This window comes from Knoellia sp. AC549, assembly GCF_979258975.1.
On sequence record NZ_OZ409890.1, the window covers coordinates 3,505,551 to 3,520,424 of the forward strand.

At 70.8% G+C, this 14,874-nt stretch carries 13 protein-coding genes and 1 tRNA gene; 11 read left to right on the forward strand and 3 right to left on the reverse strand.

Annotation, left to right across the window (positions count from 1 at the left end):
• Positions 1-2 precede the first annotated feature (2 nt).
• The 11 genes from kdpC (at position 3) to ACZZ98_RS17100 (ending at position 11,315) form a co-directional block, all read left to right on the forward strand.
• The gene (kdpC, locus tag ACZZ98_RS17050) at positions 3-584 is read left to right on the forward strand and encodes a K(+)-transporting ATPase subunit C (protein WP_463517357.1); all 582 of its coding nucleotides are present in this window, start codon (positions 3-5) and stop codon (positions 582-584) included.
• A complete protein-coding gene (locus tag ACZZ98_RS17055; RefSeq protein WP_463517358.1) occupies positions 581-3,118 on the forward strand; it encodes a DUF4118 domain-containing protein in 2,538 nt (845 codons plus the stop codon). Before kdpC ends, ACZZ98_RS17055 begins: the two co-directional genes overlap by 4 nt.
• Positions 3,115-3,825, forward strand: a complete 711-nt coding sequence (locus ACZZ98_RS17060) for a response regulator transcription factor (protein WP_463517359.1) — start codon at positions 3,115-3,117, stop codon at positions 3,823-3,825. Before ACZZ98_RS17055 ends, ACZZ98_RS17060 begins: the two co-directional genes overlap by 4 nt.
• Positions 3,826-3,835: 10 nt before the next feature.
• Positions 3,836-4,885 (forward strand): chorismate-binding protein, encoded by a 1,050-nt coding sequence (locus ACZZ98_RS17065; protein WP_463517360.1) that lies wholly within the window; start codon positions 3,836-3,838, stop codon positions 4,883-4,885.
• The gene (locus ACZZ98_RS17070) at positions 4,882-5,730 is read left to right on the forward strand and encodes an aminotransferase class IV (RefSeq protein ID WP_463517361.1); all 849 of its coding nucleotides are present in this window, start codon (positions 4,882-4,884) and stop codon (positions 5,728-5,730) included. Before ACZZ98_RS17065 ends, ACZZ98_RS17070 begins: the two co-directional genes overlap by 4 nt.
• Positions 5,727-6,227: a TIGR02611 family protein gene (locus ACZZ98_RS17075; RefSeq protein ID WP_463517362.1), complete on the forward strand. Its 501-nt coding sequence runs from the start codon at positions 5,727-5,729 to the stop codon at positions 6,225-6,227. Before ACZZ98_RS17070 ends, ACZZ98_RS17075 begins: the two co-directional genes overlap by 4 nt.
• A 57-nt stretch (positions 6,228-6,284) precedes the next feature.
• Positions 6,285-6,358: transfer RNA gene (locus ACZZ98_RS17080), tRNA-Val, on the forward strand.
• 194 nt (positions 6,359-6,552) lie between these two features.
• On the forward strand, positions 6,553-7,944 hold the full coding sequence (locus ACZZ98_RS17085; RefSeq protein ID WP_463517363.1) for an FAD-binding oxidoreductase: 1,392 nt from the start codon (positions 6,553-6,555) through the stop codon (positions 7,942-7,944).
• Complete coding sequence (locus ACZZ98_RS17090) at positions 7,941-9,224, forward strand: class I SAM-dependent methyltransferase (RefSeq protein ID WP_463517364.1); 1,284 nt, start codon at positions 7,941-7,943, stop codon at positions 9,222-9,224. Before ACZZ98_RS17085 ends, ACZZ98_RS17090 begins: the two co-directional genes overlap by 4 nt.
• Positions 9,221-10,345: an NAD(P)/FAD-dependent oxidoreductase gene (locus ACZZ98_RS17095; protein ID WP_463517365.1), complete on the forward strand. Its 1,125-nt coding sequence runs from the start codon at positions 9,221-9,223 to the stop codon at positions 10,343-10,345. The genes ACZZ98_RS17090 and ACZZ98_RS17095 overlap by 4 nt, the downstream gene beginning before the upstream one ends.
• Before the next feature lie 154 nt (positions 10,346-10,499).
• On the forward strand, positions 10,500-11,315 hold the full coding sequence (locus tag ACZZ98_RS17100; RefSeq protein WP_463517366.1) for a hypothetical protein: 816 nt from the start codon (positions 10,500-10,502) through the stop codon (positions 11,313-11,315).
• On the opposite strand, the gene ACZZ98_RS17105 is transcribed toward ACZZ98_RS17100, so the two are convergent.
• From ACZZ98_RS17105 to ACZZ98_RS17115, 3 genes are all read right to left on the reverse strand, one after another.
• On the reverse strand, positions 11,299-11,895 hold the full coding sequence (locus ACZZ98_RS17105) for a hypothetical protein (protein WP_463517367.1): 597 nt from the start codon (positions 11,893-11,895) through the stop codon (positions 11,299-11,301). The two genes, ACZZ98_RS17100 and ACZZ98_RS17105, sit on opposite strands and share 17 nt — an antisense overlap.
• A 117-nt stretch (positions 11,896-12,012) precedes the next feature.
• Positions 12,013-13,992, reverse strand: a complete 1,980-nt coding sequence (locus ACZZ98_RS17110; RefSeq protein WP_463517368.1) for an acyl-CoA dehydrogenase family protein — start codon at positions 13,990-13,992, stop codon at positions 12,013-12,015.
• A 2-nt stretch (positions 13,993-13,994) separates the two neighbouring features.
• Positions 13,995-14,801 (reverse strand): TetR family transcriptional regulator, encoded by an 807-nt coding sequence (locus ACZZ98_RS17115; protein WP_463517369.1) that lies wholly within the window; start codon positions 14,799-14,801, stop codon positions 13,995-13,997.
• Between the last annotated feature and the right edge of the window lie 73 nt (positions 14,802-14,874).

Here is a 14,874-nt window from a genome sequence, read left to right on the forward strand (position 1 = left end):
CCATGTCTCCTGTCCGTCAGCTGCTCGCCGCAGTGCGCATGATGCTCGTCCTCACCCTGGCCCTCGGCGTCGCCTACCCGGCCCTCGTCTGGGGCGTCGGTCGCGTGGTCGCGGGCGACCGTGCCGACGGTTCGCTCGTCACCAGGGAGGGCGCCGTCGCCGGGTCCAGCCTGCTCGGGCAGGCGGTCACCGACCCGGCCCTGTTCCACCCGCGACCGTCGGCGAACGAGTATGCCGGCGGTGTCAGTGGTGGCACCAACCTCGCCGAGTCGTCGCAGGACCAGGCCGCAGCGGTCGCCGAGCGCCGCGCGGCATACGCAGAGATCGCCGAAGGCGAGGCCACGGCCGATGCGCTGACCGCCTCGGCCAGCGGACTGGACCCGCACATCAGCCCCAAGTTCGCGAAGGCGCAGGTCGCTCGTGTCGCCATCGCGGCGGGCCTCGACCGGGCGACGGTGGCCCACCTCGTCGAGGACCACACCGCTGGCCGGCAGCTGGGCTTCCTGGGCGAGCCCCGCGTCAACGTGCTCGGGCTCAACCTCGCGCTCCGGGACCTTGAGCCGCCGGGCACAATCAAGCCATGACGAGAGGCGTGCTGCGGGTCTACCTCGGGAGCGCTCCCGGTGTTGGCAAGACCGTCGCCATGCTGTCGGAGGCACAGCGCCGCCTCGACCGGGGCACGGACGTCGTCATCGGTGTCTGCGAGAGCCACGGGCGAGCGTTCACGGCGTCGATGGCGGAGGGCATCGAGGCGCTGCCGTTGCGCCGGGTCGAGCACCGCGGCGTCGTCCTCACCGAGCTCGACGTGGAGGCGGTGGTGAACCGACGGCCGGAGGTCGTGCTCGTGGACGAGCTCGCCCACACCAACGCACCGGGCTCGCCGCACGAGAAGCGGTGGCAGGACGTCGGCGACCTGCTCGAGGCGGGCATCGACGTCATCTCGACCGTCAACATCCAGCACCTCGAGTCGCTCAACGACGTGGTCGAGTCGATCACCGGGGTGCGCCAGCTCGAGACGGTCCCGGACGAGTTCGTCCGCGGCGCGGATCAGGTCGAGCTCGTGGACATGTCACCCGAGGCGTTGCGACGCCGACTCGCGCACGGCAACGTCTATGCCGCGGAGAAGGTCGACGGAGCCCTGGCCCAGTACTTCCGGGTGGGCAACCTCTCGGCCCTGCGTGAGCTCTCGCTCCTGTGGGTCGCGGACCGCGTCGAGGAGGGCCTGACCCGCTATCGCGCCGCTCAGGGCATCACCGACTCATGGCCCACCCGTGAACGCGTCGTGGTCGCGCTCACCGGGGGTCCCGAGGGCCGGACCCTGCTGCGGCGCGGCGCGCAGATCGCCTCCAGAGGATCCGGTGGCGAGCTGATCGCGGTCCACGTCACGGCCTCGGACGGGCTCGTGGCCGCCGAGATCGACGAGGTCGAGGCGCTGCGCCGGCTCACGAGCGAGCTCGGCGGGACCTTCCAGACGGTGCGCGGGGACGACACCGCCGACGCGCTGCTGGCCTTCGCGCGGGGGGTCAACGCACGACAGGTCGTCATCGGTGCGTCCCGGCGCAAGCGGTGGCAGGAGCTGCTCAGCCCGGGCGTCGGGCAGCAGGTGGTCGCGGACTCCGGCGACATCGACGTGCAGCTGGTGAGCCATGACTGGACGAGATCGGTGAAGGCTCCGCTGCGCATCGGCCCCGAGCTCGGTCGACGACGCACCGCGCTCGGCTGGGCGATGGCGCTGCTCGGGCCGGTGCTCCTCACCTGGCTGCTCGACCTCACCGGCCAGTGGCACGACCTGCCGCTCGAGGTGCAGCTCTTCCTCCTGCTGACCGTGTGCACGGCCCTGGTGGGTGGCCTGTGGCCGGCTCTCGTTGCCGCCGGCGCCTCCAGCCTGCTCATCAACTGGTTCTTCACCGAGCCGCGTCACACGCTGACGATCTCGGACCCGCAGAACCTCGTGGCGCTCTTCGTCTTTCTCGGCGTCGCGATCGCGGTCTCGTCGGTCGTGCACCTCAGCGTGCGTCGGGCCGCGGCCGCGCGAGCCGCTCAGCGCGAGGCCGCCGCGTTGGCCTCGTCCGCCGAGTCGCTGCTCGGCGAGGAGGACCAGCTCCAGGCGCTCCTGCTCCAGGCGGTGGAGTTCTTCGGCCTCGACTCGGCCGCGGTCGTGTCCCGCGCGAGCGTGCGCGAGGAGTGGGCCGTGCTGGGCGCGACGGAGGGGTTCGACGTCTCGCAGGTGAGGGAGGCGTCGGTGCAGGCGAGCATCGACGACGAGCGAAGCCTGGTGCTGTCCGGTCGGGTGCTCACGGCCGACGACCGCCGCCTCGTGTCCGCCTTCACGGCGCGCGCCGGCGCGGTCCTGCACCGGGCCGAGCTCCTCCGCGAGGCGGCCAGGGCCAAGGCGCTGGCCAAGGACAACCGCTCGCGCACGGCTCTGCTGGCAGCGGTCTCGCACGACCTCCGCACCCCCTTGGCGGCGATCAAGGCGGGTGCCTCGAGCCTGCGGGCACAGGACGTGTCGTTCAGCGACGCCGACCGGGCCGACCTCCTCGAGAGCATCGAGCAGTCCGCCGACCGGCTCACGGGCCTCGTGGCCAACCTGCTCGACCTGTCCCGGCTCCAGGGTGGAGCGGTGACGCCTCGCCCGGAGCGTCTGTCCCTGCGAGAGGTCGTCGAGGACGTCAGCGCCGGCCTCACCACCACGGGCGTGGTCCGGTCGACGATGTCGTCCGCCGTTCCTCCCGTGGTCGCCGACCGCGGCCTGCTCGAACGGGTCCTCGCCAACGTCCTCGAGAACGCCCAGAGGCACTGGGCCGGCGAGGTTGTCGTCACCAGCGCGGCCCTGTCGGACCGGGTGCAGCTGCGCATCGTGGACCGTGGTCCCGGCGTGCCCCGAGCGGCCAAGGAGACGATCTTCGCGCCGTTCCAGCGGTTCGGGGACGCCCCCCGCGGCAACGGTGTCGGCCTCGGTCTCGCGGTGGCGCGTGGTCTCATGGACGCCATGAACGGCACGATCTCGGCCGAGGACACCCCCGGCGGTGGCCTCACCATCGTCCTCGAGCTGCCACGCGCCGACCCGGTCGGGAGCCTCGCCGAGAACGTCGCCGAACGCGAGACGTGGTCGTGAGCCGGATCCTCGTCGTCGACGACGAACCTCACCTCGTCCGGACCCTCGCCATCAACCTCCGTGCCCGCGACTACGAGGTCGAGACCGCAGGCGACGGCCGCTCGGCCCTGCAGGCCGTCCACGACCAGGCCCCGGACCTCGTCATCCTCGACCTCGGGCTGCCCGACATCGACGGTGTGGACGTGCTGCGGCGCATCCGAGAGGGGTGGCAGATCCCGGTCATCGTCCTCTCGGCGCGCGCCGACTCCATCGACAAGGTCGAGGCGCTCGACCTCGGGGCCGACGACTACGTCACCAAGCCCTTCGCGGTCGACGAGCTCCTGGCGCGGATCCGGGTGGCCCTGCGCCGCACCCAGGACGAGCGCACGCCCGCGCTGGACCCGTTCGTGACGGCCCACTTCGCCCTCGACTTCACGGAGCGACGGGCGAGCGTCGGCTCCGAGGTCGTCAGACTCACGCCGACCGAGTGGAGCCTGCTCGAGGTCCTGGCTCGCCACGCGGGTCACCTCGTGCCCCAGCGGGACCTGCTGCGTGAGGTCTGGGGTCCGCACTACGGGCGCGAGTCCAACTACCTGCGCGTCTACGCCAACCAGCTGCGGCGCAAGCTCGAACCCGATCCGTCCGACCCCCGCTACCTCGTCACCGAACCGGGCCAGGGCTATCGGCTCATGGGCGACCGGTCCGCCGATGCCCCGGACGGCGCCTAGCATCGACGCCGTGGCATGGGCGAGGTTCAGCTCCCTCGACGGGGGAGTCATCGAGTGCAGTGGCGTCGAGGTCGTCACCCACGACATCGACGACCTCACCTCCGGCTTCTGGACCGTCACCGTCACCTTCGAGGGCGAGCTCACCGCGGTCCGGATGTCCGAGGTCTCCCGCACGTGGCCCGACGAAGCGAGCCCCAAGGTGGCCGGCTCGGTCTGGCCGGGCGTGGGAGGCGAGTGGACGAGCAGCCTGGACGACACGGCATACGTCGAAGGTGTCCAGGAGATCCGCGAGCGGATCGCACGCGGCACCGTCTACCAGGTCAACCTCTGTCGCGTGCTGAGCACCGATGTCGGTGACCTGAGCATCCGTGCGCTGGGGAGCGTTCTCGCACAGGGCAACCCGGCTCCGTATGCCGCGACGATCGACATCCCCGAGGCAGGGCTCGAGATCGCGTGTGCGTCGCCGGAGGCCTACCTCGTGCGGCGCGGTGCCACGGTGACGTCGAGTCCCATCAAGGGCACGGCCGCCACCGCCAGCGAGATGCTGCCCAAGGACTTCGCCGAGAACGTCATGATCGTGGACCTCGTCCGCAACGACCTCCAGCACGTATGCCGTCCGGGCACCGTCCGTGTCGACCACCTGTGCCGGATGGAGCAGCACCCGGGGCTGGTGCACCTCGTGTCGGACGTCACGGGGGAGCTGCGGGAGGGGACGACGTGGCGCGAGCTGCTCGATGCGTCGTTCCCGCCCGGGTCGGTCTCGGGCACTCCGAAGCACACGGCGTTGCAGACGATCTCGGACCTCGAGCCCGTCGAGCGCGGGCCCTACTGCGGTGCCATCGGGTGGATCGACGCCGACCGTGACGAGGCGCTGCTGGCCGTGGGGATCCGCACGTTCTGGATGGATGGTGACGAGTCGGGGCAGCGGAGGCTGCGCTTCGGCACGGGGGCAGGGATCACCTGGGGGTCGGATCCCCAGGGGGAGCTGCACGAGACAGAGCTCAAGGCGGCGCGTCTGGTGTCTCTGGCGGCAGGCGCATCTGGGATGGTTGCACCATGAACGCGGTGCGGGTGTGGGTGGATGGTCGGGTCGTCGACGCGGAGGAGCCGTCGGTGCGCGCGCTCGACCACGGGGTGACGGTCGGGGACGGAGCCTTCGAGACGTGCAAGATCGTGCGCGGCGAGGCGTTCGCGATGACGCGGCACCTGCGCCGTCTCGGACGCACCCTCTCGGGGCTCGGCCTTCCTCCGGTGGATGAGGACCGCGTGCGTGAGGGCGTCGAGGCCGTGCTGTCCACGGGTGAGGCCATTGCCTTCGGGCGGGTGCGCATCACCGTGACCGGAGGAGCCGGCCCGCTGGGTTCGGACCGCAACGAGTCGCCGGCCACGATCATCGTCGCCGCCACGGAGTCCGCGGCCCACGCACCCTCCGCGGCCGTCGTCACGGTCCCGTGGGTGCGCAACGAGCGAGCCGCGACGGTCGGCCTCAAGACCACGTCCTATGCCGAGAACGTCATCGCCGTCACGCACGCGCGCTCGCTCGGCGCCGAGGAGGCGCTGCTCGCCAACACGCGAGGCGAGCTCTGCGAGGGCACCGCCTCCAACGTCTTCGTCGTGACCGACGGGGTGCTGCGCACGCCGCCGCTGGACAGTGGCTGCCTCGCCGGCATCACCCGTGAGCTGACGATCCAGTGGTGCCGCGAGGCCGGTCTCGAGGTCGTCGAGGAGACGCTGCCCTTCGAGGTGCTCCAGACCGCCGACGAGGTCATCATCACCAACTCCTCCCGCGACGTGCAGGGGGTGCACCTCGTCGACGAGCGCCGCCTCGTCGCGCCGGGTCCCGTGACCGCGCGAGCCGTCGACGTGTGGCGCACCGCCGAGGCCGACCTCGGGATGGACCCGTGAGTGTGCCGCCGCCCGCGGGCGAGGCGCGGGAGAGCGTCGACAGCGAGCCGCTCGCCGACGCCCCGGAGGATGACGACTGGGCCTGGCGTCGGAGAGCCAGGGCGAACCCCACGACCGCGCGTTTCTATCGGGTCGGTGTCTTCATCGCCGGTCTCGTCGTCGTCGTGCTGGGTCTGCTGGCCATCCCGTTCCCCGGGCCGGGCTGGCTCATCGTCATCGGTGGGCTCGCCATCTGGGCGACCGAGTTCGAGAAGGCCCAGCGCGTTCTCGAGTTCGTCAAGAAGAACCTCCGCATGTGGGAGGAGTGGGTCAAGCGCCAGAACCTCTTCGTCAAGGGGCTCGTCGGCATCGTCGGCGTCGCGTTCATCGCCACCGTGCTGTGGCTGACCTTCCACTTCTCCGGCATCCCCGGGTTCTTCCCCGACGGCCTCGAGAAGCTGGATGCGGACCACCGCCCGGATCTGAGCGGACTCGCGCTCGGGTGCTGGGCACCCTGATTTCGTCGGGGGAGAGGCGCCGGGTATTCTCGGTCCGCCCGCTCAGCGGCGGGTGCCGGACGTGTAGCTCAGCTGGTTAGAGCGCTCGCCTCACACGCGAGAGGTCAGGGGTTCGAGTCCCTTCACGTCCACTCTCACGACCTGGTCGGCGCTGGTGCGCGGCCGCTCACCATCGCCTGGGGCATCCGGCGACTCGCCCGGGACAGGCCAAAGAAAGCCGGCCGGACGGCATACCCGCACGTCAGAGCCCTGTCCGCCAAGCTGTCCACTGCGACAGGCACAACTGGCGCGACGGGAGTCACAGCCGAGGCGTAGCGTGCGCAACATGGAGCGAACCCTCCCGGTTTCCACACACACCGACGGGGAGCGACGGCTGCTCGAAAGCTTCGCCGCCATTCCGCCGAGCGAGCGAGCGCGGCTGGCCAAGCGCACCTCCAACCTGTTCCGAGAGCGCACGCGCTCCACGACCCACGGCCTCGACACCTCCGGCCTGACCGGCGTGCGCGTCGTCGACGTCGGTGCCCGGACGGCGGACGTCGACGGCATGTGCACCTACGAGGACCTCGTCGCCGCAACGCTGCCCCTCGGGCTCGCTCCGCTCGTCGTGCCGCAGCTGCGCACCATCACCCTCGGGGGCGCCGTGACCGGACTCGGCATCGAGGCGTCCTCCTTCCGCAACGGACTGCCGCACGAGTCGGTCGTCGAGCTCGACATCCTCACCGGCACCGGCGAGATCGTCACCGCACGACCCGACAACGAGCACGCCGACCTCTTCCACGGCTTCCCCAACTCCTACGGCTCGCTCGGCTACGCCACCCGCCTGCGGATCGAGCTCGAGCCGGTGAAGACGTTCGTGGCCCTGCGCCATGTCCGTTTCCACGACCTCGAGAGCCTGTGCGCCGGCATCGACGCCATCGTCGGGTCGGGGACCCACGACGGCGAGCGGGTCGACTACCTCGACGGTGTCGTGTTCACCCGCCACGAGGCCTACCTCACCCTGGGCCAGCAGGTCGACGAGCCGGTGCGCGGCGGGCCCACCCGCCCCAGTGACTACACCGGCCAGCAGATCTTCTACCGCTCGATCCAGCACGACGACGCACAGCCGAAGCGCGACCTCCTCACGACGCACGACTACCTCTGGCGCTGGGACACCGACTGGTTCTGGTGCTCGCGGGCCTTCGGGGCCCAGAACCCACGCCTGCGACGGATCTGGCCGAGTCGCTGGCGACGATCCAGCGTCTACTGGAAGCTCGTCGCCCTCGACCAGCGCCATGGCCTCTCGGACCGACTCGAGGCCCGCAGGGGCAACCCCCCGAGAGAGCGGGTCGTCCAGGACGTCGAGCTGCCCCTCGAGCACACCGCCGAGTTCCTCCACTGGTTCCTCGACGAGGTGCCGATCGAGCCGATCTGGTTGTGCCCGTTGCGGCTTCGCAGCGACACGACCTGGGACCTCTACCCCCTTCGTCCTCAGCACACCTACGTCAACGTCGGCTTCTGGTCCACCGTCCCGGGCGGGGAGCCCGGCGCGACCAACCGCGCCATCGAGCGCCGGGTCGGCGAGCTCGACGGACACAAGTCCCTCTACTCCGACTCCTTCTACTCCCGCGAGGACTTCGACGCCCTCTACGGCGGCGACACGTATGCCGCCCTCAAGGCCACCCATGACCCTCTCGGTCGCTTCCCTCACCTCTACGACAAGGCGGTGCACCACGCATGAGCAGCACGACCCGTGAGTCCCGGACGATCGCCGAGCTCGTCGACGCAGCGGTGGAGGGACCCCTCCCACTGCGCATCACGGCATACGACGGTTCGAAGACCGGACCGGACAGCGCTCCGCGAGCACTCCACATCTCGAACCCCCGCGCCGTCTCCTACCTCGCCACCGCCCCGGGGGACCTTGGCATGGCTCGTGCCTACGCGACCGGTGACCTCGTCGTCGAGGGCGTGCACCCGGGCAACCCCTACGAGGCGCTCGTCGACCTCGAGCGGCTGCACTTCCGTCGCCCCGACCCCCGACTTCTCCTCGACCTCGCCCGCGTCCTCGGGCCGCGTGGTCTCACGCCACCCCCACCGCCTCCGCAGGAGGCGTTGCCCCGGTGGCGGCGCGTCACCGAGGGGCTGCGTCACTCCTTCACGCGCGACAAGGAGGCCATCCAGCACCACTACGACGTCTCGAACCGCTTCTACGAGCTGGTCCTCGGTCCGTCAATGGCCTACACGTGTGCGGTCTTCCCCGAGCACGACGTCGACCTCGACGCGGCCCAGGAGAACAAGTACCGCCTCGTCTTCGACAAGCTGGCGCTCCAACCCGGCCAGCGTCTCCTCGACATCGGCTGCGGCTGGGGCGGGATGGTCCGGTATGCCGCGCGTCGAGGGGTCCAGGCCGTCGGCGTCACCCTGTCGCGGGAGCAGGCGACGTGGGCCCAGGAGGCGATCAAGCGTGAGGGTCTCGGGGACCTCGCCTCCGTGAGGTTCGAGGACTACCGGCACGTCGCCGAGTCCGGCTTCGACGCCATCTCGTCGATCGGCATCACCGAGCACATCGGCGTGCGCAACTATCCGGCGTACTTTGAGTGGATGCTGGACCACGTCAAGGAGGGCGGACTCGTGCTCAACCACTGCATCACCCGACCGGACAACAGGCCCAGGAGCGTGGGTCCCTTCATCGACCGCTACATCTTCCCCGACGGCGAGCTCACCGGCTCCGGGCGCATCGTCACCGCGATGCAGGACACCGGGTTCGAGGTGCTGCACGAGGAGAACCTGCGTGAGCACTACGCCCTGACACTCGCCGGCTGGTGCGAGAACCTCGTCGCGCACTGGAACGAGTGCGTGGACGAGGTCGGTGAGGCCACGGCCAAGGTCTGGGGTCTCTATCTCGCCGGCTCCCGGCGTGGCTTCGAGCGCAACGTCGTCCAGCTCCACCAGGTGCTGGCCACGCGGCTGGACCAGACCCGCTTGCCCGGCCTCCCGCTGCGTCCGTGGTGGTCGGCATGACCGTCGTCATCGTCGGAGCCGGCCTCGCGGGAGCGACGACGGCGCAGGCCCTGCGGGACCGTGGCCACGACGGCGAGATCGTCGTCTGCGGGGCCGAGGACCACCTGCCCTACGAGCGTCCGCCGCTGAGCAAGGCCGTCCTGCTCGGCGACAAGGAGGTCGACTCGGCCTACGTCCACGATGAAGCGTGGTGGCGGGAGCACGACATCGACGTGCGCACGGGCACCGAGGTGCAGTCCATCGACCTGACTGCTCGACGCGTCGTCACGACCACGGGTGAGCAGCCCTATGAGTGGCTCGTGCTCGCGACCGGATCGGAGCCGCGGCGTCTCAGGCTGGCCGACGAGTCCGGACGGCCTGTGCACTACCTGCGCACCATGGAGGACTCCGTTGCCCTCAAGGAGGCTCTCACCTCGGACACCAGGGTCGCCGTCATCGGCGCCGGGTGGATCGGGCTCGAGGTCGCGGCGGCCGCCCGGGCTGCCGGCGCGGCGGTGACCGTCCACGAGACGGAGTCCCTGCCCCTGCTGGCCGTGCTCGGCGCCGAGGTCGCCCAGCACTTCGCCGAGCTCCACCGGGCGCACGACGTGGACCTGCGGCTGGGCGCCGCGGTGACCGCGGAGGACCTTGCGGCGGCCGACCTCGTCGTGGTCGGCATCGGCGTCTCGCCCCGGACGTCACTGGCGTCCGCCGCGGGCCTGGAGGTCGACGACGGCGTGCTCGTCGACGAGCTCCTGCGCACCTCGGACGAGCGGGTCCTCGCCATCGGTGACATCGCGAGCCAGCAGCACCCGGTGCTCGGCCGGCGGGTGCGAGTGGAGCACTGGGACAACGCGATCGGGCAGGGCAAGGCGGCGGCCGCCACGATTCTCGGGGCCGCTGAGCCCTATGCCAAGCTGCCCTACTTCTTCACCGACCAGTACGACCTCGGGATGGAGTACTTCGGCAGCGTGGGACCCGACGGCTACGACTGCGTGCAGACACGTGGCGACTTCAGTGGGCCGTTCCGGGCTTGGTGGGTCAAGGACGACGTGGTGGTCGCGGCGATGCAGGCCAACGACTGGGACGCGTCCGACGAGATGCGCGCCAGCATCGGCCAGACGCCGCCCTCGGACAGCTGACACGCACGGCGCCGTCGCACAGACCGTGCGCTGGTGACGCAGTGGAGCCCCCCAGAGCATGAACTTGCCCGCGGATGTATCTGGACGCCTCCGGTGGACTCCTCCCCGTTGACTCGGTCGGGAAGGCCGGGCAGATCCTCACGGGAGAGTCACCATGAACAAGCTCATCAGCAGAACCCGTCGTGTCGCCCTCATCGGCGTGGCAGCGACCCTCATCGCGGCCGGCGGCGCCGCTGCGAAGTCCGAGGCACCGCCGAACCCCGTTCCGAGCGCCGCCCTCCTGGAGTCGATCGTGCCCCCCGGCGCGGCGGGCTCCGACTTCGTCTTCCACGCGGTGGCACCGTGCCGGATCCTCGACACCCGCTACGGCGGCGGCGCCCTGCAGAACGCCACCCGCACCTTCCGCTCCAGCTCAGCCCTCGCGGCCCAGGGCGGCAATGCTGCGGGCTGTGGCATCCCGACGAACGCCGAGGCCATCCAGGTCAACCTGGGTGCCGTCCCGGTCGCCCCGGGCGGCTACGTCCAGGGCTGGGCGACGGGTCAGCCGATGCCGCTCGCCTCACTGCTCAACTTCGCCGGCTCGGCGATCGCCAACATGGTCACCATGCCCGTCAACGGCTCCGAGCAGTTCAACCTGCGCGTCACCGGACGGGCCAACGTGTTCGCCGACGTCGCCGGCTACTACACCAAGCCGGCCTACGTGGCGGTCTCACCCAGCGGCGCGATCTACGAGGGCATCGCCTCGGGCGTGGTTTCCGTGACCAAGACGAGCACCGGCAACTACGACGTCGTCTTCGACCGCAGCGTCTCGAAGTGCGCAGCGACGGCGAGCAGCCTCATCTGGGGCTCCAACACCGACCCGTCGCCCGACAACCACTCGAGCTACGGCGGCAACAAGGTCAGGGTCGGCATCAGCAACACCTCGAACGCCTACGTCGACGACTACTTCTTCCTCAGCCTCGCCTGCTGAGCAGGCAGTCGGACGGACGGCCCGTGCGTGACCAGCGCGCGGGTCGTCCGCTGGCGTGCACGCCGTGCTCAGCGAGCGGGGTCGCGCCGGCTGAGCAGCCACACGGCATACTCCGCGTTCGCGGGATGGAGCTCGGCCTGCCCGCGCGCAGGTCCGCCCCCAGGCCCGCCGCCTCGACGTCGGTGAGGAACTCTTCCGGCGGGTAGGTGCGGCTGCCGGCCGGCCCTGCCGTGAGGTGGAAGCCGATGAGCATCCGCCCTCCCGGCGCCAGCAGGCTGCCGAGGGTCGCCAGGGCGCGGCGTTCGGTGTCCTCGGCGAGCAGGATGAAGACGTTGCCGACTGCGACGACGAGATCGTATGCCGCTGGGCAGCCGTGCGCTTCGAGTGCCGCTGGGGAGAAGCTCGAGGATGTCGAGAGGCAGCAGCCCGATGCCCGGATAGGTGGTCTCGGCCTGGTCCACGAGGCTGCGGTCCGGCTCGATCCCGGTGACGTCGTGGCCCCTGGCGCGCAACGCTGCGGTGACCCGACCCATGCCCGCGCCTGCATCGAGGATGCGAGCACGCCTGGGAGAGAGGGCATCGGCGAGTCGCGCCTCACCATCCACGTCGTCGCCTCGCGCGACGAGCTGGGCGAAACGCAGACCGTAGCCGCGAGTGGCCTGCCCACCCAACGCCCACCGGCTCGGAGGGATGTCGCTCACGCGGTGCTCTCGGCGGTGTCGGCGACGCGCTCACGTGTCGCGGGGCGGGCCGACGGCAGCGGCTCGAGCAGCTGTGGCGCGCCCAGCCAGGCGTCGGGGATGGCGAACGCGTCGACGAGCGTGCGGGCGTGCGGGGCGAGGTCCTTGCAGAGCACCCCGACGTCGCGGATGACGGCCTTGGAGTGCACCGGCGTGAGCCGCCCGTGCTCGAGGTACCACGCTCGGTGGGACTCGATCGTCGACAGCGCGAAGAGGTCGGTGACGTCGTCGAGGAGCTCCTTGGCCGGCCCCTCGTCGCACTCCTCGACCGCCGCGCACAGTGCCTCGAGCAGGACCCGGTCGATGTGCGCCTCGGCGGCCGCCAGGAGGTGGTCCTGCGCGTTGTTGAAGATCCGGAAGGCGTCGGCCGGCTCGGCCTTCGCGGCCTTGGCCAGCCGGAGTGCGACGCCCTCGAGGAGGTGCTTCTCACGGTCGACGAAGAGCGCGACCTGACGACCGCGGTGGCGCTCGGCGCCGTCCTCGTCGCTGCTCGGGGCCCGCGACATGAGCTTGGAGATGAGCCCCGCGGCCGGGGTCCTCTCGAGGATCGACGAGGCCGTGAAGCGAGACGCGAACGCGATCATCGCCAGTGGGGAGTTGTCCTCGAACGTCTCCTGGAACTCGGTGAGCAGCCCCTTGGCGACGAGCTGGAGCAGGACGGTGTTGTCGCCCTCGAAGGTCGTGAAGACGTCGGTGTCCGCCTTGAGCGCGGTGAGCCGGTTGTCGGCCAGGTAGCCCGCGCCGCCACACGCCTCGCGGCACATCTGGATGGCGTCGGTGGCGTGGCGGGTCGCGGCCACCTTGATGCCGGCGGCCCGGGCCTCGAGCTCGCGCTGCCGCTCCTCGGGAGCGTCGCCCTCGTGGCCGGCCACCTCGTGCATCATCGCCACGAGGTCGTTCTGCGCGAGCATGAGGGCATAGCTGCGAGCGATGGCCGGCAGGAGCTTGCGCTGGTGCGCGCGGTAGCTCATGAGGGTCAGCTCCTCGTCGCCGCCGGGCGCCGCGAACTGCCGTCGGTGCAAGGCATACCGCGTGGCCAGCGTGAGCGCCGACCGGGTCGCCGCGCCGGCCCCGCCGGCGACCGACACGCGACCACGGACGAGCGTGCCGAGCATCGTGAAGAAGCGCCGGGACGAGTTGTCGATGGGTGAGGCGTAGGTGCCGTCGGCCGTGATGTCGCCGTAGCGGTTGAGCAGGTTCCAGCGGGGGACTCGCACGTGGTCGAACTCCAGCGTGCCGTTGTCGACGCCCGGCAGGCCGCCCTTGGCGCCGCAGTCGCCGATCGTCACGCCCGGCATGGGACGTCCGCTCGTGTCGCGGATGGGCACGAGCACGCAGTGCACGCCGTGCGACTCGCCGTCGGCGGTGACCAGCTGGGCGAACACGGCAGCCATCCTGCCGTCGCGCGCGGCGTTGCCGATGTAGTTCTTCTGCGCACCCGGGGTGGGGGAGTCGATGACGAGCTCGTCGGTGGTGGGGTCGTGGGTCGCCGTCGTCTCGAGGTGCTGCACGTTGGATCCGTGCCCCGTCTCGGTCATGGCGAAGCAGCCCAGCAGGGTGCCGTCGAGCATTCCCGGCACGTATGCCGTGTGGTGCCGCTGGGTGCCGAGGTTGGCGAGCGCCCCACCGAAGAGGCCGAACTGGACGCCGGCCTTGACCAGGAGGGAGAGGTCGCCGTGGCCGAGCATCTCGAACGCGGTCACCGAGGCGCCGAAGTTCCCCGAGCCGCCCATGCCCTTGGCCAGACCGGCGCTGGCGAAGTCCTCGTGGGTGAGCGCCAGCAGCTGGCGTGTCGTGTGACGGCGGTGCTCCTGCGACGACAGCTGCTCGCTCGGGGGAGCGAAGCGCGAGGCGTCCTCGTGCTCGCGCAGGCGACGGCGCACGTCACCCCAACGTCCGTCGAGGATCCGAGTCAGCTCCGGGGTGAGGTCGTCCACGTTCACTCCTTGTCGGCGTCGGCGTCGGCGTCGGCGTGTGCGTCGGCAACGGCGCCGGGATCGATGTCCTGGGTGGTGTCCGCGATCGGCCAGGCCGACGACAGGCCGCCCCAGATGAGCTCGGTCAGGTGCTCGTTGAGCGTCTCACGCGAGGTGCCCGATGAGGCTGCCCCGGAACGCAGCCACTCGTCACCCGCAGCGCGGACCATGCCGACCACGGCATGCCCCCACGTGGCCGCGGGTTCGGGGCCCCGCCCCGCACCCACCAGTGAGGCAGCGATGAGCGAGCCGATCTGCACCCCCATGGCGCGGCTCACCGTCGAGGCGAGGTCGATCGTCTCGGTGCGCTCCGACGGAGGCACGAGCGGTGCGGCCACGATGAAGCGATAGACCTCTGGGTCGGTCTCGACGAGCGACAGGTAGGCGTCGACCGCGGCGCCCAGGAGGGCGCGCGGCTGCGCCGAACGCCGGGAGGCCTGACTCGTGAACACGCTGAGGTCGCCGACCGCCCTCGTGATGTCGCGCAGGATGATCCGGTTCACGCGCTCCGCGACGGCCGAGTAGAGCCCCGCGCGGTCGGTGAAGTGACGGTAGAAGACGGTCTTGGAGGTGCCGGCGCTGCTCGCGATGTCGTCCATCCCGACGCCGGCGCCCTGGGCGCGGATGGCGCGCAGCGTCGCCTCGACGAGCTCCTGCCGTCGCTGCGTGCGATGGCGGTCCCAGCGGCTGCTGCGCCCGTCGACGACCTCGGTCGAGTCCGCGTCGCGGGTGTCGGCGGAGTCGCCCAGGGGATCGGTGGTGCTGCTCACAGATCGGACCGTAGCAGGTGGAGCGAGGTACCTGCTACCGTCAGTACCGGATATGTGTCGCGTCGCACGTGAC